We start from the raw sequence: 18,796 nt of genomic DNA, 5'->3' as shown, positions 1-18,796 counted from the left end.
CGCCTGACTCTGATAGTGGCCCGGGCGTTTCTGTGGCTGACCGTGAGCCCCCCCAGAAAAAGTACCCATTCGTCGGGCTTGGATTATCCAAGCTGACCTCACCCCCTCAAAATTAATTTGTTATGATGACCAATGCTCAGCTGGCTACGGCCAGCCTCAACGACATCGTTTTTGATGGTCGCAACCGGCAGTACGGGGCCTATGAGCTCCGCGTTCTGTACCGGCGCAACGTCACCCGGGCGCTCGGCATTGCCACTACTATGTGTGCTCTGCTGATGGCGTTTCCGCTGGTAGCGAAGCTGCTCAAGGACCCGACGCCCGCGGTAGTCCCAACGGTGGTACTTGCCAATCCTACTGATTTTGACATACCGATAGCGGTGCCCGAAAAGGTGGTGCCACCACCTCCCGTGGTTAAAACACCGGCGCCACCGCCCCAACCATCCACGGTTAAGAATTTGGTGCCGGTAGTGGTAGAAGATAAAAAAGCTCCTCTGGATAATGAGGTACCCGATCAGAAGGAGCTGGAAGGAAAGGAAAGTGGCCAAGAAAATCTAAAGGGCGACCCTAATGCCAAGCCCAGTACGGAGCCTGAGCCTAAAGGCCCAGGAGAAGGCGACCCCATCATCCCCGGGCCACCGCCGGCCCCATACACCTACGTGGAGCAGATGCCCGAACTGCCCGGCGGGGGTGGGCAGACGGCCATTGTTGCCGCTATTCAGCGCGCCGTGAAGTACCCGAACCTGGCTCTACGCAATGGGGTAGAGGGGAAGGTCTTCGTCAGCTTCACGGTAGATCCCAAAGGTGAGGTCACCGACGTAAAAATCGTGAAGGGCTTAGGCTCAGGCTTGGACGAAGAGACCATACGCGCCATCAAGACCCTGCCCCGGTTTATCCCCGGTAAGCAAAACGGCCGGGAGGTGAGCGTGTCATTCACGGTGCCCGTCACCTACCAGATCCGGTAAGCCTACGTGCCGCAACCACCCTGCCGGAAGCTCCCGGACTTCGCTTAACGGCGGGGTTCGGGAGCCTTTATGAGCTAACCGCGACAGAGCAGAAATCCAGCGGAAGCGGCTGGCGACGAGAAGCGGTAGCCTCGCATTAACATGACCTGAGTAGTGAACGTGGCGTTTCTGTTGCCCACAATGAGCCCGTACCGAAAAAGTGCGTGCCCGTCAAGCTTACCCAAACCGGCCTCACCTTCCTCAAAAGGAATTCGCTATGATGACTAATGCCCAACTGGCCACGGCCAGCCTTAACGACATGGTTTTTGATGGTCGCAACCGGCAATACGGGGCGTATGAGCTTCGCGTTCTGTACCGGCGCCACGTCACCCGGGCCCTGGGCATCGCCATCACCATGTGCGCCCCCCTGGTAGTGTTTCCGCTGGCAATGAAGCTCAGGAGCAAGGCGCTTACGGCAGTTCCAACAGTGGTCATCGCTAAGCCTAACGTTATGGGCATGCTACCAATAACGCTCGAAGAGGTAGTGCTGCCCCCGCCTGCGACCAAGCCACTGGTGGTACCGCCCGAGTCGTTTACGGGCAAGGCTTTGGTGCCCATCGTGGCAGCAGATAAAGTAGTGGTAGAAAACAAAAAAGCTCCCGGGAAGAATGGAGTGCTCAACCAAGCGAAACCGGAAGGAAAAGCTATTAGCAATAAGAATAGCGAAGGCGACCTTTATAGCGGCCCGAATTTGAAGGTGGGCCTGGAGCCTAAAGGCATAGAATGCAGCGCGCCCATCGTCGACGTACCACCCCCTCCCCTCCCGTTCCTCATTACAGAAGTGCTAAATGTGGATCCCGTTTATGAAGGGTGTGTTCTTCCCCCCGAAGAGAGGGAACTAACAATAGGGTGCGATTTATTCGATGACCCGCCAGTGTGCATGTTTCCCGTGGAGCAGATGCCCGAACTACCCAGCGGGGGCGGGCAGATGGCCATCGTGACCGCCATTCAGCGAGCGCTGAAATATCCGCGTCGGCCTCTGTATAATCGATTAGAAGGCAAGATCTTCGCCAGGTTTACGGTAGATCCTAAAGGCGACGTCACCGACGTAAAAATCGTCAAGGGCCTGGACCCGGGGCTGGATGAAGAGACCGTACGCGCCATCAAGAAACTGCCCAGATTTATCCCCGCCAAGCAAAATGGCCGCCAGGTCAGCGTGTCGTTCATCGTGCCCGTTACCTACCAGATCCAGTAAGCTTACCCGCTGCAAATAGCCCTGTGAGAATCCTCCGGACTTTGCCTAGCGGCGGGGTTCGGGGGCTTTTAGCTGCTCCTCCACCTTGGTAATGCGGGCCTGGCTCCAGGGGGCAATGCTGACGTGCACCCGCAATGGATGCCGCTGGCCCGCCTCTTCCAGGCGCAGGCCGCTGCCTTCGGGCACGTAGTAACGCTCCAGATTGAAGCGCAGAGTGAAAGAAGTACGGTACACATCCGTCACCCAGGCGCGCAGCACGGCCTGGTTGGCGGCGGGCTGGGGAGCTTTGGCGTACACGCCCACCGTGGTGCTGAGGCTGTCGGGGCCAGGAGCCAGCAGCACGAATACGCCCTGGCGACGGCGCGGCGGGCCCGCCTCGTCGTGCCACAGGCGCAGGGGCGTTTCGCTGATGTGGTAGTGCAGGCGTACGAAGTCGCCGTACAGCAAATCGCGCGGGTCGACGGGCGTAGTTGCCAACACGATATGCTGGCCCAGCGCAGCCGTGGCGTAGCCCGCACCGGCTACGCCCAGCACGTAAAGCACTTGTGCCGCTACCAGCAAGCGAGCCAAGAGCCGGCGGCGGGCCGGCGCGGAAGACCAGGTCAGCAGGTCAGACATTGAGCGAGGAGGTTTCCGAAGGTGCCGGAGGAGTAATGGGTGGCGTACCCGCTTGCTGGGCCACGGGCGGAGCCGCCGCGGCCAGCACCTGCGCATTGCGGCGGCGCAGATACCAGCTCAGGCCCAGCAGCAGCACGCCCCCAAGCAGGAAGAACAACGACTTGTCCAGAAAAGCCCAGGTTAGCTTGAAGTAGGCAACCATAGTAGCGGCGACGAACAGCACCGCGCCAATGGTAAGTTGCCCCGGGTCTTCGTGGCGGTGAGCGCGGGCCAGCACCGAGCCGGCGTGGGCGTACAGCACTACCAGAGTGGCCACCGCCAGCGGCAGGCCGCCCGGCAAGTAAAAGCCCGGCAGCAGCAGCAGCCAGTCGAGCAGCGTATCGAGCCGGCCCCGGGCTCGCTTGCCGGCCACCGACAGCGCGAACACCGCCGCCAGGGCCGCCAGGTACGGCAGCAGCGGCGGCCGCAGGACGTTGGCGTAGGTATCGGTTTCCCCAAACGTAGCCAACCCGAACATAAACAGATACGCCGCGACCAACGGGGGCCCTTGCAGCGCGCGGCCCCCGGCGCGCTGCGGCTGCCAGTCGCCGACGGCGTAGACAAGCATGGCCGGAACAAAAAACCAGGTAATCTTTGAATGAGTCGCGGCCACCAGCAGGGCCGCTTGCCAAAGCAGGCCCACGGCCAGCACGTTGCTACTCACCACTTCGGGCCGGCGCCACCAGTAGTAGCCCAGTCCGCCGGCCACCAGCAGCGCCGTGGCGTAGCTGAAGCTGCCCAGGGCCTCCACGCAATACGTCTGAACGGCCGCCCCAATGAGCACGGTAAGCAGCACCAGCAGGCGGGAGCCGTACACGTAGCTCAGGCCCACGCCGGCCACCACCCAGGCCAGCAGCCCGCTGACGTCGTAGCCCACCAACTGGTAGATCTGACTCACGAGAATGATGCTGGCCCCGAATAAAATCAGCCCCAGCCCAATAAGGCCGTGACCTAAATCGGGGTTGCCGCGCCGCAGGAAATACGCCCCCGCGGCGTAGGCGCCCGTCAAGCTGCTCAGCAGCAGAGCCAGCCGTAGCACGTTGGGCAGGGCCTGCCAGTTGGCGGCCACTAGGCTCAGCGCGCTGAGGCCCACCAGGATGCTGCCCAACAGCGGCAACAGGCCCAGCGCCCGCGCTTCGGGCGGGTAGCGGGCCAGCAGCTTCTGCCGCTGCTCTTCGCTGATAATGCCTTCGGCTACCCAACCGGGGCCTTCGGTTTCCAAGAATTTGCGACTCACTTTTTGGTAATGAAGGGCAGAGGTAATGGGCGATGAGGTACAAAAGAACAACATCCACTCCCATCAGCCCATTAGCTCCGCCCTTCATTACCCCATTGCTTTAACTGCCCTGGTCATTTCGCGCTTGCCGGGCGGGCCGGGCAACTTTTCGGTGAGCCAACCAGCGGCCCGCAAGTTGCGCCGAAACTGGCCCTGGGCGCAGTAGCTTACCAGCAGCGCCCCGGGTGCGGCGGCCTCGTAAAGTTGCTGGAACAAGGCTTCGGTCCACAATTCGGGCTGCTTTTCGGGAGCGAAAGCGTCGTAGTACACCAGGTCGTAGTAGCCGGTAGGCAGGGTCGCGTCCTGCACAGGTTGGAGCCGCTTGGTAAGGAAAAAACCCGGGGCTAACGGGTAGGGCTGGCCCCAGGGTGCGGCGTGCAGGGCCTCAAATTCGCCGTGGGGTGCACCGGGCTGCGCGGCCCATTCGGGGGCCAGGGCGGCCACCACCTGGGCCGGCAAGGGCCGGGTTTCGTAACCGTCGTAGACTACTGCGGTGCCGGTCTGCCGGGTCCGGCCCAGCGTGAGCAGCGCATTCAGGCCGGTGCCCAAGCCCACTTCGAGCAGACGCAGCGGCGGGGTACCGGGCTGCCCTAGTCCAGCCGCCAGCCGCGGCAGCAGCCCCGCCTGGATGAAAACGTGCTCCGACTCCTGCCGGGCGCCGTGGCGCGAGTGGTAGTGCTCATCCAACGCCGGTACGTACAGCGTAGCCGAACCATCGGCCGTACGGCGTAGCTCTAATTCTGCCCTTGCTGCGTTAAGAGACTCCTGCATTTTCATTCCTAATCCTTTATCGAAACCATGGCCCGCGTAAAAGTAGCCCTCCCCGATACCTTCTCTTTTACCACCGAGATACTGGTTCGCATCACCGACCTCAACTACGGCGGCCACCTCGGCAACGATGCCCTGCTGGGCATTCTGCACGAAGCACGGGTGCACTTCCTGCGCTCCTTGGGCGTGTCTAACGACTACGACCCCATCACCAAACTAGGCCTGATTATGGTGGATGCGGCCGTGGAATACAAGGGCGAGGCCTTTCACGGCGATGTGCTACGAGTGCAGGTAGCCGCCGTGGAGCAGAACAAGTACGGCTTCGACGTGGTGTACCACGTACATAACCAGGCGGGTAAAGAGGTAGCCCGCGCCAAAACCGGCATGCTGTGCTTCGACTACAACACCCGCAAGCTACGCCTGCTACCGGCCGACTTAGCGGCGCAGGTAAGCGCGTAAGCCCACAGGCGGCACCCGGCCGGAGCAGGTCCGAAGTAGTGGGTTGGGTTTGCGGCTTGTAAAGCTCAGCCATTGACTGCGCGGCCGTGCTACCCCCGGCACGGCCGCGCAGTCAATGGCTGAGGGGCCCGTTGCCCAAGGCTCACTCGCGCACTACCCGCTGGTGCACCACGCTCATCCCAACGCCTGGGTCAACTACCAGCAAATACGTGCCAGCGGGGCCCGTGGTCGGAGAAACCACCCAGCGGTTAAGCCCGGCGTGAGCCGAATAACTCGCTTGCCAGCAGGTGCGGCCGACGGCATCGCGCAGGTGCAAACGTACCGTGGCAGGGACCCCCAGGGTCAGCTCCACAGTGAGGGGCTGGCTTGCTCCAAAGCGGGTCGGGTAGGCACTGAGTGGTTCCGTAGCAGGGCTGAAAAACACCGCCTGTGGGGCGTAGTACTGGCTCGTGCCATCCGTATTTTCCTGCCGTAGTTGGTAGTAGCGGGTACCCGTTTTGGCGGGCTCTGCATCCCGGAAACTATAGGTACCGGAGCGCGGGTCCCCGGCTTCGGCGGCTACGAAGCCCAGCGGACGATAATACCGGCCCTCGGTGCTCACTTCCACCCTGAACCCGCGGGGATTCTTCTCACCGGAGGTAGTCCAGCTGAGCAGCGCGTCGGCTCCTTCGCGCTGAGCCGTGAAGCGATTCAGGCCCGCCGATAGCGGGCTGCCCGGGTTCGTAAAGCTGCCAAAGACGCCCTGGCTGAGGTTAACGTAAGAGCCGGAGGCACTGTTCTGGAGCCGCACGGCCCGTACCATGTACACACTGGTGCCGGCGAGCGGGACCGGGTCGGTAAAAGAGGTAGCCGTAAGAGGCTCCGGGGTGAGGCGGGTAAACGGCGCGCTCATGCTGGCGGCGCGGTACACGTAGTAGCCCAGCCCGGCCTCCGGGCTGGCGGTCCAGGTTATGGTTGGCAAGGCGGGGCTGGGGGCAATGGCCAGATTAGTTACCGGACGCACGGGGTGGAGACGCAAAGTAGGGTCGCCCATCAGGCCCATGTGCATGCTACGAGCGATGTTGGCCGCGTAGCCGCCGCTGTTATTTTGGCTGAGGCGGGCGCCGTACCCAATGGTCTCGCCTAAAGCCATGTGATGAAAGTGATAGTTGCCCACCCCCGCCGAGCAATCGGTAAGAGTATATCCTTCCGCGGCGATGCAGGCCCGCAGAAAGTTGTTCTGGCTATCCCAATCGCCGAAGTAAGACCCGAAGAACATGTTGAACACACATTTCACGGGGCCGTTGGCGAAGTCGTCCGTCGAACCTACGCCCCCGGCGCCGGTGTAACTGCCGCCGCCACAGCCGTACGCCCACAGGTGGTCCTGGGTACGCAGGGTACTGAAATAATCGGCATCGCTCGTTTGGGCCGCGCCTAGCAGGGCAGAAAAGTTACGCCAGCCGTTGTTGGCAAACCCACCGGCGGTACCGAAATTATTGTCGATGAGGCCGCGCTCAGCTACGGAAAACACCTTGTGGCGGTACTGGTGGTCTTTGTTGAGGTAGCGCCGCAGCAGTTCTACTTCGGAGGCTGCGAATGCAGGTAGATCACTTAAATCTACCCGGCCTACTTCCAGCTCCAGATCAGACGCCAGCGTTGACTGATCAAACTTGCCGTCGCCGGGCACGTTGCGGTTAGCGGCCCGGCTGGCGCTGGGGTTGTTCACCGACACGTCGGTCCAGTTGCCATCCACGTCGCCGTAGTAGCCGTCGGCGGCCCAGGCACCTATGTGATCATCGTGTCCATCTGCCGTGAAGTTCCCAGAATAGGGCACTGGCACGTTGCCCAGCAGCAACACGGCCCGCACTTGAGCGGGGGCGGCCCGATAGTCGGCCTGAATAAGGGCCCGCACTTGCGGAGGCGTCTGGTTGTTGCCAACATCGTGTCGGATCACCTGCCACCCATCCCCTACCAGGTCCTGTTCCAACCGGCTCAACTCGGGGGCGAGGGCGGCCGCATGGGTGTCTCGCACCAGCAGCACGAGTTTGCCCCGGTATTCGGTGGCCGGCACTTCAATGCCCGCCAGCACGTACCCTTCGCCACTGGCATTCGGGTTGGCCGTAGTTTTCTGAATCTTGTACTCGTAGGCCACGCCTACCGACACCGTATTATCGTTGTAGCTGACAACCGTGGCGGCGTCGGTGGTTAGGGTGCTCAGCCAGGCAAACGCGGAGGTATTATCAGCCTTTAGCTTTCGAAAAACTTTATATTCTATAGCATTGGCGTCAGCGGTCCAGGTTAGTGTGATCCGAGCTGGACTTTTTTGTACTACGGCATTGGCTCGCACGGCCATGTTGGCCAGGGTTTGAGCCTTTGCTGGCCAAATAACCAGGAACAAGCCCAGCATCAGCGTCGCCCACATTAGGATTCTAATCTTTTGACGGAGTATCGATATGAGTGCTAGCATTGGTCTAGAGAATAAGTGAAGTACTAAGTAAAGTAATAAAAACAGCTTAAACAATAAACCAGGTGGCCACAATACCATCCGAACTAAAACGGATGCATTGTTTTTCGACTATGCCCTTCTTCGGCCAAACGCAAAAGAGCCCCGCACGCTAGGCTGTGCGGGGCTCTTTTGCGTTTGGCCGTAACCGTCGGAGCAGTTCCAAACCAGAGTGGTTAAGGTTACATTTTGTAAAACTCGTGGAGCCACACGTAGCCGTCGGGAGCCACTGCCCCCTCGAAGGCCGCCTTGCCGTAGCGCACGCCGATGCCCTCGGTGGCATTGTTCTGGCTGTAGCCCCCGTATTTATACTGCTGGCTCCAGCGGCCGGCCGGGTCGTTGCAGTAGTAGTAAGTGCCGTCGAAGCGAGTCACTACCATTACGTGGCCGTAGTTGGTGAAATAGCCGTGGACAATAACCGGGGTGCCGGCGGCCAGCAGCTGGCGCAGCTTCGTTACGGTACCAGTCGTGGTGCCACGGTCGCGGACTTTCAAGCCAGCCGCCGCGGCTTTTTCATTAAACAGCTGCTGCAGTCCAGATACACTCTGCCCCAGGTTGGTACCATACTGATTCGACAGCGCGTCGGGCGTAACGCCGCTCATGCCGTAATACTTCAGCATCATAGCGGTCGAGGTGTTCTGGCACGAGCCGGTGGGGTTGTAGCGGTTGTTGTACTGGTAAAAATAAGGCACCGCCTGCGCGGGGGGTGGCGTGGTGCCGCTGGTCACACTGATGGTTCTGCTGGCGTTGGCTATTATCGCGCCGGCGCCGGAAAATGCATTCACGTTGAGGGCGCGGTTGGCGCCAACTCCATTAAAGGTGTAAGCGAACGTGTAGGCACCATTAGTAACCGGCATGTCTTTGATGACGTACCCATCGACCGCCACAATGACCTTGGCCACATCGGCGCCGGCGGTGCCCGTGAAGGTCACCGCTTGCCCCACCGTAACCGACGCGGGGAAGTTAATGGTAACGGTGGAGGTGTTTGCATCGGCCACCCCTACGCCGGGATTGGCCGTATTATCATTATCGGGGGTTGGTGATTCTTTCTGACAACCGTAAAAAGCGGTCAGTGAAAGGCCCAGCAAAACGCGGGCGGCAACGGAGCGGGTACGCATGGTAAGCAGTAGAGTAAAGATGGAGTGGAAACCGACCGCAGCCGGCCAAGGAAGAGGAAACGCTTTACAGGTGGCCACCGAGCAAGCAGTAACGAAGCTAGGTCGTAATCGCGTGGGGTCCTAACCACCACGGGGTCAGGTTGGATGAACGCCGTATCGGCTAGGCCCAACGACCAATAATGTAGGATGACCCGAAACCCGTAACCACGCGCGGGACCAGTGAGAACGAGTGCTTTGCCTGGATATTCGGTTGGGTTGCTCAAATTCCGGCTCGGGTGGCCATCTGCCTGCCGTATCCGGGTCGGCCTGGTTCTTCACGCCCGCGTTGTTGCGTTTCGACCAGGCTCTTCGGCTCAAGGATAGCCAGCTTGGGCCCGACTGCCTCCGCACTGCCCGGGCGGCGGGCACTACGGCCACCAGCATTGCCTATAGACTACCGCGCTTTTACAGCTTATGCGCTGAGTGTTGCGCACAATTAAGAGACGTTAGCCTCCGCACGGGCGTTTGGTCGGCTGGAGCAGCGCCGCCTCCGGAGCCACGTAGCCCCGGCACAAGTTGCTCGGGCGCGGACTCGCAGAGTCCGCGTTACAACCTGCACAGGCACTTAGCCCTGGCACAAGTTGCTGGCCATCGGAACCCAGGCCTCTGGCCCGTTGTATCTTTGTACTATGCTTCTGGAACTGCCCCTCGCCCCCGCGCCCATCAAGCGCGACATTCGCAAAACCTCGCCCGACGACCTGAAGGCTTTCATGGTGGAGCACGGCGAGAAGCCTTTCCGGGCCAAGCAGGTACTGGAGTGGCTGTGGAAAAATACGGCCTCCTCGTTTGAGGAGATGAATAACCTTTCGCTGGCTACCCGTGAGCTGCTGGCCGCGCATTTCGTCATCAACGGGGTGACGGTCCAGAACCACCAGCGCAGCAACGACGGGACGATCAAGTCGGCTTTTAAGCTCTACGACGGCAACATCGTGGAGGGCGTACTCATCCCGCACGACACCCGCATGACGGCCTGCATCAGCTCGCAAGTGGGCTGCTCGCTCACGTGCAAGTTTTGCGCTACGGGCTACATGGACCGCAAGCGCAACCTCGACGCGGCCGAGATTTACGACCAAGTGGTGCGCATTCGCGAGCAGTGCGAAAGCCAGTACGGCACGCCGCTCACCAACATCGTGTACATGGGCATGGGCGAGCCCCTGCTTAACTATGCCAACGTGGTGGAAAGCGTGCGCCGCATTACCGCACCCGACGGCTTGAACATGGCCCCCCGCCGTATCACCATCAGCACGGCCGGCATTGCCAAGATGATCAAGAAGCTGGCCGACGACGACGTGAAGGCCAACCTAGCCCTCTCGCTGCACGCGCCCACCGATGCCAAGCGCAACGAAATCATGCCCATCAACGAAGCCAACTCCCTGGCCGCGCTGAAAGAGGCTCTGCAGCACTACCACCAAAAGACCGGCCGCAAGGTCACCTACGAATACATCGTATTCGAGAGCTTCAACGACACCCCGGAAGATGCCGAGCACCTGCTCAAAATCACCAAATGGCTGCCGTGCAAGGTCAACCTGATTGAGTATAACCCCATCGAAAACGCTGACTACAAAAACACCGGCGACGACAAGCTCACCGCTTTCCACAAGTACCTGGCCGACCGCGGCGTGCAAACCAACATTCGCCGCAGCCGGGGCAAGGACATTGATGCGGCCTGCGGGCAGTTGGCGGTGAAGGAAAAGCCCCTGGCCGCGTAGCGAAGCCGGTCGGACGTAATCAAAAGCAGCAGCCAGCGCGTGGACTGCTGCTTTTGGCCCCGGTTTTCTTTTCGGCTGGGATTCGTATCGAGTGGTGCCACGCCCGGGGCAGTTTCTTTATGAAGACCGCTGCGACATTCTCTATTTGATTTTTCCGAAGCGGTAAGCAACCTCGGCGTAGGCGGGATAAAGGCCCCCTTCAGAGCCGCTAAAGTACAGGCCTCCGAGGCTGCCGCTGACGCGGGAAGCCGCGATACGCAGCCCAAATAACCCGCCGACCCCACCGTTCACGATGTAGGTCTCGTTGATGAGGGAAGTGCGCCGGGAAAGCCGCTTGGCGCCACCCACCACCACCACGGGCGTACTGCTGACTTCGCCGCCGGCAAAAGCGTAGCCCAAGCCCATGGTTACGTTATCGTCGGCCGTGCCGTAGGTGGCCACGCCGTAGCCGATGCCGCCCCCGTAGCCGAACGCCCTGGCGTATAACACCCCCGCGCCCACGGTGAATTTATCGGTGAGGGGCACACTAACCTTCGGGGTGAAGGCGAATACGCTCAGCCCCAACCCTGGCAGGACGGGCACCAGCACCCCCACCGAAAAATTGTCGGTGATGCCGTAGTTAGCCCCCAGCAGGAAGATGTCGATGTCCTGCACGTAGCCTTCGCCGCGCCGCAGGTTGCGGGCAGTAGGGGCAAAAAAGAGGCGGGTCCCATTACCTACGTCATCATACCCCCGCCGGGCCTGCCCTTGGTTAAGCAGGACAAATTCAATGAGGTTAGCGCGCTGCACGCGCACGCGGCCCAGGTCCTTGGTTTCGAACTCCAGCTCTTCGGCCGTGGCCGAGCGCAGCACCCCTATGAAACGATTGCCTGAGCGCAATTCGACGCTGTAGGTACGGCCAATAATTTCGGGGGTACCACTGCTAGCCGGAGCTAGGGCGGCACTGCCGGAGGGGCTAGCATTGCTGCGGGTAGCGACTGGCTCGGGGGACAGCGAGCCAACTTCCTGTAAGCGGCGGGCAATGCCAGCGCGCACGGCCTCAAACTCGGCCAATGTGAAGGGCCGTGCTACCTGGCGGCCGTCCCGCAGACGCGTACGCAGGGTGATGGCGCTGTCGGCGGCCAAGCTGCGCACGAACCGGGCTTCCTCAAAGTCATCGGCCGCATAATAGGGGAATAGTCCGAAACGGGCTTTTTCGGCCCCATCGATGACCTCACCCACGGTGGGACTCACCACGACCACCCGCTCGGCAGGACTTTGGCCCAGGGCCGGCCGGTTGGCGAAGGCCAGGGCCAGGACCAAGCTCCAGCAACGAAAGGATAAGGGTGTTTTCATGGAGGGGATAAATTTCTCCAAAGATGGCCCCTTGTTCGCGCATAGTCGCAACTCGAAATTTGGAGTTAGCAGACCTTTCGCAACGCCCTAAAATTTATCACTTATCTGCCCTAATTAATAACATTTTACTGAATTTCAGATAGATAAATTATACTAAATTTTATTTTCAAGCCTAATAAAAGGACATTTCGCCAGCCGAGTCAGCTAGGACCGCCAGCGGCCCGTAGCGTGGGGGCGGCCAGTCGGCCGCTCCTCCTCTGATTCGCCGGGGGCCACTTCTTCGAGCCGTACGCGCACGGCGTGGGCTTTGGGCTGGACCTTCTGGCCGAAGGCGTCGGCAAATTCCTGAGTGAATTCGGCCCCGAAGAAGATGATGAGCGAGGAATAGTTGATCCAGACCAGCAGCACGATGGCCGAGCCGGCCGCCCCGAAGGCCGAACCAGGGTTGGCCTTGGCGATGTAGAAGGCAATGAGAAATTTCCCCACCACGAAGAGCAGCGCCGTAATGAAGGCCCCAATGCCGACATCGCGCCAGCGGATGATGGCATCGGGCAGGAAGCGGTAGATGAGGGCAAACAGCAGCGTGGTGACCCCTAGCGACAAGGCGAAGTCAACCAGGCGAATGGCGATAACCCCAACCTCGGGAATTTGCTGCTGTAGCCAGCCGGTGAAAGCGCTGAGCACGGCACTCACCACGAAGGAAATGAGCAGCAGCAGCGCCACGCTCAGAATCAAGCCAAACGACAGCAGCCGCTGCTTGATGAACTCGCCGATGCCGATGCCGGCAGTTTTCACCTTCAGGTTCCAAATGTCGTTGATGCTTTCCTGCAGGGTCACGAAGAAGGTGGTGGCCGCGAAAATCAGCGTACCCACGCCGATGGCCGTGGCCAGGGGTCCCCGCTCCTGCAGGGTGAACTTGGCAATGCTGTCTTGCAGGAACTTGGCCGCATCGGGCCCCACCAGGCCCTTAATCTGTCCATAAACCTGGCCGGTAATGGCCTCGCCTCCGAACGCGGTACTGGCTATCGTGATGACGATGAGCAGCAGGGGCGGCAACGAAAAAATGGTGTAGTACGACAGCGCCGCCGAATGCCGGAACGAGTTGTTGTTGCTGAACTCAGAGGCCGAAGATTTGAGAACGGTCAGAATATCAGAAAATGTATAGTGTGCCATGCTACAAAAAAATAAGCGGCGGAAAGGTAGAATGCCGCCTTATAGTACGATAGTACGGCCCGGACGTGGCGGCGTTGGCTGAGTAGGCGGCCACTGGTACCGTCTGGTCGTACTTAAAAGCCACTGGCCGGGGCTGATAAGCAGCCGGACAAATGCTGGCCGAGCCCACCAGGAGACCGCAAAAGCCGTTGAGCAGCAGTCCGGCCAGGACCAGCACTACCCTCGCCAACGCCCAGATTCTTTCCTAACGCAAGGGCTGCCGCGCCCAATCGTGGCCAACTGGAATAAGGCCAGGCAGCAAGGGGCGAGCGTCCGCTTTTCAGGTCGATTCTTTCGCGCGGCGGAGCGTCCAGCGGAGCGTTTCGACCGGAGCCGCACGGAGCGCGGCGGCCAGCGCGGCATCATCGGCAAACTGAAGCTGAGTCAGCACGCTGGCTTCGACGCTCACCACTAGCTCGGCGGGGGCAAAGGGCCAGGGCTCCACGTGCATGGAACCGTCGGGGGATTGGCGCACGTCGTAGCGCCGTTGGTCGGGGCCGTGGTATATTTCCAGGGCGCGGCCCATTTCCGGCAGCTCGTGCCGGCAGAGGATGAGCGACAGGCGGTCGGCCCAGTGCAGCAAGTCGTAGGCCGCCTGGGCTTCGTCTTTTTTCACTCTCAGGGCCCGCCGCCAGCGCTGCTGTCCGGCCCGCAGCTCGTCCAGGAACGCCGTTGTTTTCGGGTCGCTGCCCCGCAGCGTTTCGTAGAGGCAGCTCAGGTGCATGCTGGTGAGCAAGCTGCGCCATTGGCCCTGGAAGCGGGCGGCAGCCAGTACCCCCGTCGCCTGTGCCAGCGAAAAGGGCTTTTGAGTAAAGTTGGCCGGCGCGCCGGCGGCGGTGAGGCCGTGGTGGCCCCCGCGGTCGCGCCAGGCCTCCTGCTCGTCGTCGTGTTGAGCAATGGCGGCGAGCAGGCCGACCCAGCGGTCGGCAGGCAGGGTGGGCGGCCAGGCCCACGCCAGCTGCATGGCCAGCAGGGCGTGGGCCTGCTGATAGATGATTTGCCAGCCGGCGGGAGTGGAATTGACTATCATAATGGGCGAAGCAGCGGCAGAAGTGTGTGCCGGGATGTTACGCAAACGGCCGCCCGAAGGCGATGCGGCTAGCAGCGGAAGCTTCCTGCGCGAGTGGGTGGGCCCAACCAGTCCGCAGCTCGGCCGTATGCAACCGCCATGCCCGTACCCAGCTCCCCGCCGCTCCCCGTTAAGCTGCCCAGTGGCCGGGCCCTGGGCTTAAAGCGCTCCGACAGCCCCGCTCGGCGGATAGTGGAATTTCAGCACGGCTTTTCCGGCTTAGCGCTAGCTGCCACCTGCCAGGTACTGGCCAGGCTGGGATGGCAGACTCTGGTGGCCGACCTGCCGGGGATAGGTCCGTGGGGTATTTACCAGCGCCCGGCCAAGCGGCTCATGACGACGCAACCCACCTTCCGGGCGCTGCTCCGGAAGGCAGCGGGACAACACTTCGCCAACTATGGCCGGGGTGTACGACGATACCCAAACCTGGTGCCACCGGCCGGCTTTAGTCCTCGAAGACGTGCGGGCTCCCGTCCTCCTCTGGCACGGTACCACCGATGGCGCACGGGGCTGCGGCAATATTGCCTGACTGGCCAGCCGCCTGGGCAACGCATCCGTACAACGGCTACCGGGCCAGGGCCACACGCTGTATGGGAAAAACCGGGCCGCAGCTTTGGAGGTAATGGATAGGATGCTGGACCCAGCCAATCATCCAGAGCACCCTTCCCGCACGTCGCGGGCTTAACTTTCCACTGTCTTACGCCTACATGTACGCGCCCCTTCAGCAAATCATCGACAACCCGCTGGCCGCTCTGGCGGTGGTGGGCAACTTAGTCGTCATCGAAAGTCTGCTTTCGGTGGATAATGCCGCCGTGCTGGCGACCATGGTGGGCGATCTACCCCCGGGAGAACGCAAAAAAGCCCTGCGCTATGGCATCTTCGGGGCCTACATATTCCGGGGAATATGCCTGGTCTTCGCCTCGTTCCTGATTAAATTCTGGTTTCTGAAGCCGCTGGGGGGGCTCTACCTGCTGTACCTGGTGTACGACCATTTCCGGCCCAACGGCACGGACGACGGCGAGGACATCGTGAAAGAGGAAAGCTGGATTTACCGGCGCACCTTAGGCTTGGTCGGAAAGTTCTGGGCCACGGTCGCCCTGATTGAGCTGATGGATCTGGCGTTTTCCATCGATAACGTATTTGCCGTGGTGGCCTTCACCGAAAACATCATTCTGGTGGTGGTGGGCGTATTTATTGGTATCCTGGCCATGCGCCTGGTGGCGCAGGTTTTCGTGCTGCTGATGGGTCGGTACCCCTTTCTGGAAACGGCGGCCTTCACCATCATTGCGTTGCTGGGGCTGAAGCTGTTGCTCTCATTGTTCGAGCACTTCCGGCCGCAGCACCCGCTGAGCGTGTTTCTGGCCAGCGAGACTGCCGATGTGGGCCTCACCGTGCTCACAGTAGCCCTGTTTCTGGTACCCTGGGCCACCTCAGTCCTGTTCAATTACCCCCGGCGCATGAGCGGCGGGCGGTAACCCAGGATGTTGGCCGCCGAGTTGCCCGCCGACGGTGCCGGGGTTGCGAACGAAGACCTGGTGAGGTGGTCAATTTTCCTGTTGCTTTCGAGGGGTTATCCGCGCTGTACGGAACGGGGGTGGTACCACGAATTCCGCGCAGCGGTTCGTGGTACCACTAGCTGTTGAGCTGCCCTGGCAATTACCGTTCTGGGAGTAGTGGTACCACGAACCGCTGCGCGGAATTCGTGGCACCACCCTCAGCCGCTTCTTTATACTGGCTGCAGCTGCTTCAAATGCAGCAGCATGTCAGCAGTCATTTTATCCAGGTCGAAATCCGGCTGCCAGCCCCAGTCCTGGCGGGCGGCGGAATCGTCGATGCTGGCGGGCCAGGAATTGGCAATCTGCTGGCGGCCGTCGGGCTGGTAGCTCACCTGGAAGTTGGGCACGTGCCGCTGAATGCTGGCCGTAATTTCGGCCGGCGAGAAGCTCATGGCCCCCAGGTTGTAGCTGGTCCGCACCTTGATTTGGTCGGCTGGGGCGTGCATCAGGTCCAGGGTGGCTTTCAGCGCGTCGGGCATGTACATCATCGGCAGGTAGGTGTCGGCTTCGAGGAAGCACTCGTAGCGCTCGCCAGCCACGGCTTTGTGGTAGATATCAACGGCGTAGTCGGTGGTACCGCCGCCGGGCAGGCTCTTGTAGCCGATGAGGCCGGGGTAGCGCAGGCTGCGCACGTCCAGGCCGTGCTTGCGGTGGTACCACTCGCACCACTGCTCGCCGGCCAGCTTGCTGATGCCGTACACCGTGTTCGGGTTCATGACGGTGACTTGCGGGGTGTTATCGCGGGGGGTGTCCGGCCCGAACACGGCGATGGAGCTGGGCCAGTACACCTGGGCTACGCCGTGGGCCACGGCGGCTTCGAGCACGATGAGCAAACCATCCATGTTCAGCTGCCAGCCGAAGAGCGGGTTCTTCTCGGCCGTGGCCGAGAGCAGGGCCGCGAGGTGATAAATCTGCTTGGGGCGGTACTGGCGAATGAGCTTGTCGAGGCGGGTGCGGTCGAGCACATCGAGCAGTTCGAAAGGGCCCCCAGCCAGCAGCTCGGGGTTCTTGGGGGGGCGCACGTCGGCAGCTACCACGCAGGTAGGCTCGTAGCGCTGGCGCAGAGCCGCCACCAGCTCCAGGCCTAATTGGCCACAGGCGCCAATAACCAGCACGGAGCCGGGTAAAACAGGGGTGTCGGGGTCGCCAGAAGAGGTGGTGGCCATGCGAAAAATTTAATGTTGAGTGGGATGGGGAATTGAGTTGCAGGCACAAAGATACCGGTGAGGGTACGCATTCTAGCGTCTGCCAATGCTTTAGCAGTGCCAAGCTGGGCAACCCGTTTTTCGCGGCCGTTCCCTACGCCGGAAGCCTCGGTCCAGCTGCCCTCTAAAGCCAATGCAGCAGAGCCTGACGGTATCTTTGGCCGGATGTCAAACCTTGCTCGTCTTCTCCGGAACTGGGGCGTTGCAATAGCCCTGCTCAGTATATCACCACGACCAGCGCCCAGCCGCGCTACTGCAACCTGGTGATGGAGGGCGGGGGCATCCGCGGCATTGCCTACGGCGGCGCCTTGCGGGAGCTGGAGCAGCAAGGAATATTGCAAGGCATTGAGCGCGTGGGTGGTACTTCGGCCGGCGCCATTCAGGCGGCGCTGCTGGCGGTGGGCTACTCGGCCAATGAGGTTATCGATGTAGTAAACGCCACGCCGGTGCAGCGCCTCAACGATGGCCGATTTATCTTCTTCGGCGGCCGCCACCGCTTAGTGAAGCAGTACGGCTGGTACCGCAGCGACGCGTTTGCCGCCTACCTGAGCGAGCTGGTGGCGCGCAAAACCCAGAAGCCCAACCTCACCCTGGGCGAGCTGCATGCACTGGCCTAGCAACCATCCCGGGGCGGCGCCACCCGCTTCCGCGACCTTTACACCACCGGCACTAACCTCACTACCCAGCGCGTGCAGGTGTCCGCTACGAAACCACCCCCGACATGCGCGTGGCCGACGCCGGGCGCATCAGCATGAGCATTCCGCTGTATTTCCGGGCCGTGCTCCTCGATGCGCAAAACCACGTTCTTGTCGGCTCCCCGGCGCCCGGCCAACCGGTGCAAGTCCTGGTTGATGGCGGCCTGCTGGTTTTCTAGGTTTAGGAAGAACATCTTTTTGGATGTTCATTACTTATGCTCATAAAAATCGTAATTTGATATTACAACCACCTTATCACTCCTTGCTGAGCAAACGTTAAACGTCCCTTACTAAGTAATATCATGTCACGATTTTCACGTACCGGATTTGAGTCCCAAATTTGAGTCATGTACTCATTCAAATAAAGAAGTCCGAATCGCTCATCAGCTAGTGCGTTGATGTTAAATTCTAGCAGCATAGAGTAATAATTTATAACCCAATCCCGATTACCTTGCTTGTTTATCCAAGTTTCATCACCATAGTGAGCATGGGTATCTAAGAAAGCCACTTCTGCTTGTAATTGTTCACAGGCATTACCGAAAGTCGTTGCCAAAGGCAGTAAGGAATCTTGTTCTAAAGGAAGACTTTCATCATCCGTGTTTTCAGAGCACAGATCGAGGAAGTGGCTCATGGAAAAATAAATCTGTAAGCAGTTATGATACGCAAGTTTATCAAGCCTTGCCCAAGCATCTTCAAAAGCACCCCATTGTCCATAAATTATTTCTATGCCTGGGTCATGGATACCTAATGCTACCTTTTTATCTTCACTCAAGTAGTGTTGGTCTGTCATTCCAGCCAGCGTCACCAACTGTTCTAATGAATCATTATTATCTTCACTCTCAAGAAAGAAAGCTGCGACTAAGGTTTTGAAAAACATAAAAATACGCTGTTTTAAAGGTAATTATTTTCTGATAACTAGTGTAAGGTGATTATCCAAGTTGAGGGCTTAGAGATCTCAACTTCAGGTGCACTACCTTTACCTGCGAGAAAGTCAAAAATACTGTTGGTGGAGTACTGTTC

18 protein-coding genes are annotated in these 18,796 nt (G+C 60.2%); 8 read left to right on the top strand and 10 right to left on the bottom strand.

All coding sequences use genetic code 11. From position 1 onward, the window contains the following. Positions 1-122 precede the first annotated feature (122 nt). Entirely contained in the window at positions 123-962 is an 840-nt protein-coding gene (locus IC235_RS03730) for an energy transducer TonB (RefSeq protein WP_223847063.1), read from the top strand. A gap of 256 nt (positions 963-1,218) precedes the next feature. Further along, a complete protein-coding gene (locus tag IC235_RS03725) occupies positions 1,219-2,196 on the top strand; it encodes an energy transducer TonB (protein WP_191003832.1) in 978 nt (325 codons plus the stop codon). 45 nt (positions 2,197-2,241) lie between these two features. On the opposite strand, the gene IC235_RS03720 is transcribed toward IC235_RS03725, so the two are convergent. The 3 genes from IC235_RS03720 to mnmD all read right to left on the bottom strand — a co-directional run bounded on the left by IC235_RS03720 (position 2,242) and on the right by mnmD (position 4,900). Continuing rightward, complete coding sequence (locus IC235_RS03720) at positions 2,242-2,814, bottom strand: GDYXXLXY domain-containing protein (RefSeq protein ID WP_191003831.1); 573 nt, start codon at positions 2,812-2,814, stop codon at positions 2,242-2,244. Next, a complete protein-coding gene (locus tag IC235_RS03715; RefSeq protein WP_191003830.1) occupies positions 2,807-4,090 on the bottom strand; it encodes a DUF2157 domain-containing protein in 1,284 nt (427 codons plus the stop codon). The genes IC235_RS03720 and IC235_RS03715 overlap by 8 nt, the downstream gene beginning before the upstream one ends. A gap of 87 nt (positions 4,091-4,177) precedes the next feature. Then, the gene (gene mnmD, locus IC235_RS03710; RefSeq protein ID WP_191003829.1) at positions 4,178-4,900 is read right to left on the bottom strand and encodes a tRNA (5-methylaminomethyl-2-thiouridine)(34)-methyltransferase MnmD; all 723 of its coding nucleotides are present in this window, start codon (positions 4,898-4,900) and stop codon (positions 4,178-4,180) included. Positions 4,901-4,927: 27 nt separating this feature from the next. Between mnmD and IC235_RS03705 the strand changes: the two genes are divergently transcribed. Then, a complete protein-coding gene (locus tag IC235_RS03705; protein ID WP_191003828.1) occupies positions 4,928-5,356 on the top strand; it encodes a thioesterase family protein in 429 nt (142 codons plus the stop codon). 142 nt (positions 5,357-5,498) lie between these two features. Here the strand turns inward: IC235_RS03705 and IC235_RS03700 are convergent, their stop codons facing one another. Both IC235_RS03700 and IC235_RS03695 read right to left on the bottom strand, forming a co-directional pair. Then, complete coding sequence (locus IC235_RS03700) at positions 5,499-7,757, bottom strand: fibronectin type III domain-containing protein (protein WP_191003827.1); 2,259 nt, start codon at positions 7,755-7,757, stop codon at positions 5,499-5,501. A gap of 263 nt (positions 7,758-8,020) precedes the next feature. Beyond that, complete coding sequence (locus IC235_RS03695) at positions 8,021-8,956, bottom strand: C39 family peptidase (protein ID WP_191003826.1); 936 nt, start codon at positions 8,954-8,956, stop codon at positions 8,021-8,023. Between the two features lie 668 nt (positions 8,957-9,624). Here IC235_RS03695 and rlmN point away from each other — a divergent pair. Continuing rightward, positions 9,625-10,704 (top strand): 23S rRNA (adenine(2503)-C(2))-methyltransferase RlmN, encoded by a 1,080-nt coding sequence (gene rlmN / locus IC235_RS03690; protein ID WP_191003825.1) that lies wholly within the window; start codon positions 9,625-9,627, stop codon positions 10,702-10,704. A 141-nt stretch (positions 10,705-10,845) separates the two neighbouring features. Here rlmN and IC235_RS03685 read toward each other — a convergent pair whose 3' ends face one another. From IC235_RS03685 to IC235_RS03675, 3 genes are all read right to left on the bottom strand, one after another. After that, positions 10,846-12,039: a hypothetical protein gene (locus IC235_RS03685; protein WP_191003824.1), complete on the bottom strand. Its 1,194-nt coding sequence runs from the start codon at positions 12,037-12,039 to the stop codon at positions 10,846-10,848. 204 nt (positions 12,040-12,243) lie between these two features. Further along, the gene (locus tag IC235_RS03680) at positions 12,244-13,212 is read right to left on the bottom strand and encodes a YihY/virulence factor BrkB family protein (RefSeq protein WP_191003823.1); all 969 of its coding nucleotides are present in this window, start codon (positions 13,210-13,212) and stop codon (positions 12,244-12,246) included. Positions 13,213-13,531: 319 nt separating this feature from the next. Then, positions 13,532-14,281 (bottom strand): DUF3891 family protein, encoded by a 750-nt coding sequence (locus IC235_RS03675; protein ID WP_191003822.1) that lies wholly within the window; start codon positions 14,279-14,281, stop codon positions 13,532-13,534. 436 nt (positions 14,282-14,717) lie between these two features. Between IC235_RS03675 and IC235_RS22430 the strand changes: the two genes are divergently transcribed. Next, positions 14,718-14,849, top strand: a complete 132-nt coding sequence (locus IC235_RS22430; RefSeq protein WP_262892810.1) for a hypothetical protein — start codon at positions 14,718-14,720, stop codon at positions 14,847-14,849. 178 nt (positions 14,850-15,027) lie between these two features. Further along, a complete protein-coding gene (locus tag IC235_RS03670) occupies positions 15,028-15,795 on the top strand; it encodes a TerC family protein (RefSeq protein ID WP_191003821.1) in 768 nt (255 codons plus the stop codon). Positions 15,796-16,046: 251 nt separating this feature from the next. On the opposite strand, the gene IC235_RS03665 is transcribed toward IC235_RS03670, so the two are convergent. Then, a complete protein-coding gene (locus IC235_RS03665; RefSeq protein ID WP_191003820.1) occupies positions 16,047-17,042 on the bottom strand; it encodes an NAD-dependent epimerase/dehydratase family protein in 996 nt (331 codons plus the stop codon). Positions 17,043-17,347: 305 nt separating this feature from the next. On the opposite strand from IC235_RS03665, the gene IC235_RS03660 reads away from it, so the two are divergent. Further along, the gene (locus tag IC235_RS03660) at positions 17,348-17,698 is read left to right on the top strand and encodes a patatin-like phospholipase family protein (RefSeq protein WP_223847076.1); all 351 of its coding nucleotides are present in this window, start codon (positions 17,348-17,350) and stop codon (positions 17,696-17,698) included. Positions 17,699-17,802: 104 nt separating this feature from the next. After that, positions 17,803-17,955, top strand: coding sequence for a hypothetical protein (locus tag IC235_RS03655; RefSeq protein ID WP_191003818.1), 153 nt, complete (start codon positions 17,803-17,805; stop codon positions 17,953-17,955). A 62-nt stretch (positions 17,956-18,017) separates the two neighbouring features. Here IC235_RS03655 and IC235_RS03650 read toward each other — a convergent pair whose 3' ends face one another. Beyond that, entirely contained in the window at positions 18,018-18,653 is a 636-nt protein-coding gene (locus IC235_RS03650; RefSeq protein ID WP_191003817.1) for a hypothetical protein, read from the bottom strand. Positions 18,654-18,796: the final 143 nt, after the last annotated feature.

The organism is Hymenobacter montanus (assembly GCF_014699115.1).
GTDB lineage: Bacteria > Bacteroidota > Bacteroidia > Cytophagales > Hymenobacteraceae > Hymenobacter > Hymenobacter montanus.
This window is presented reverse-complemented; position numbering and strand designations above follow the sequence as displayed.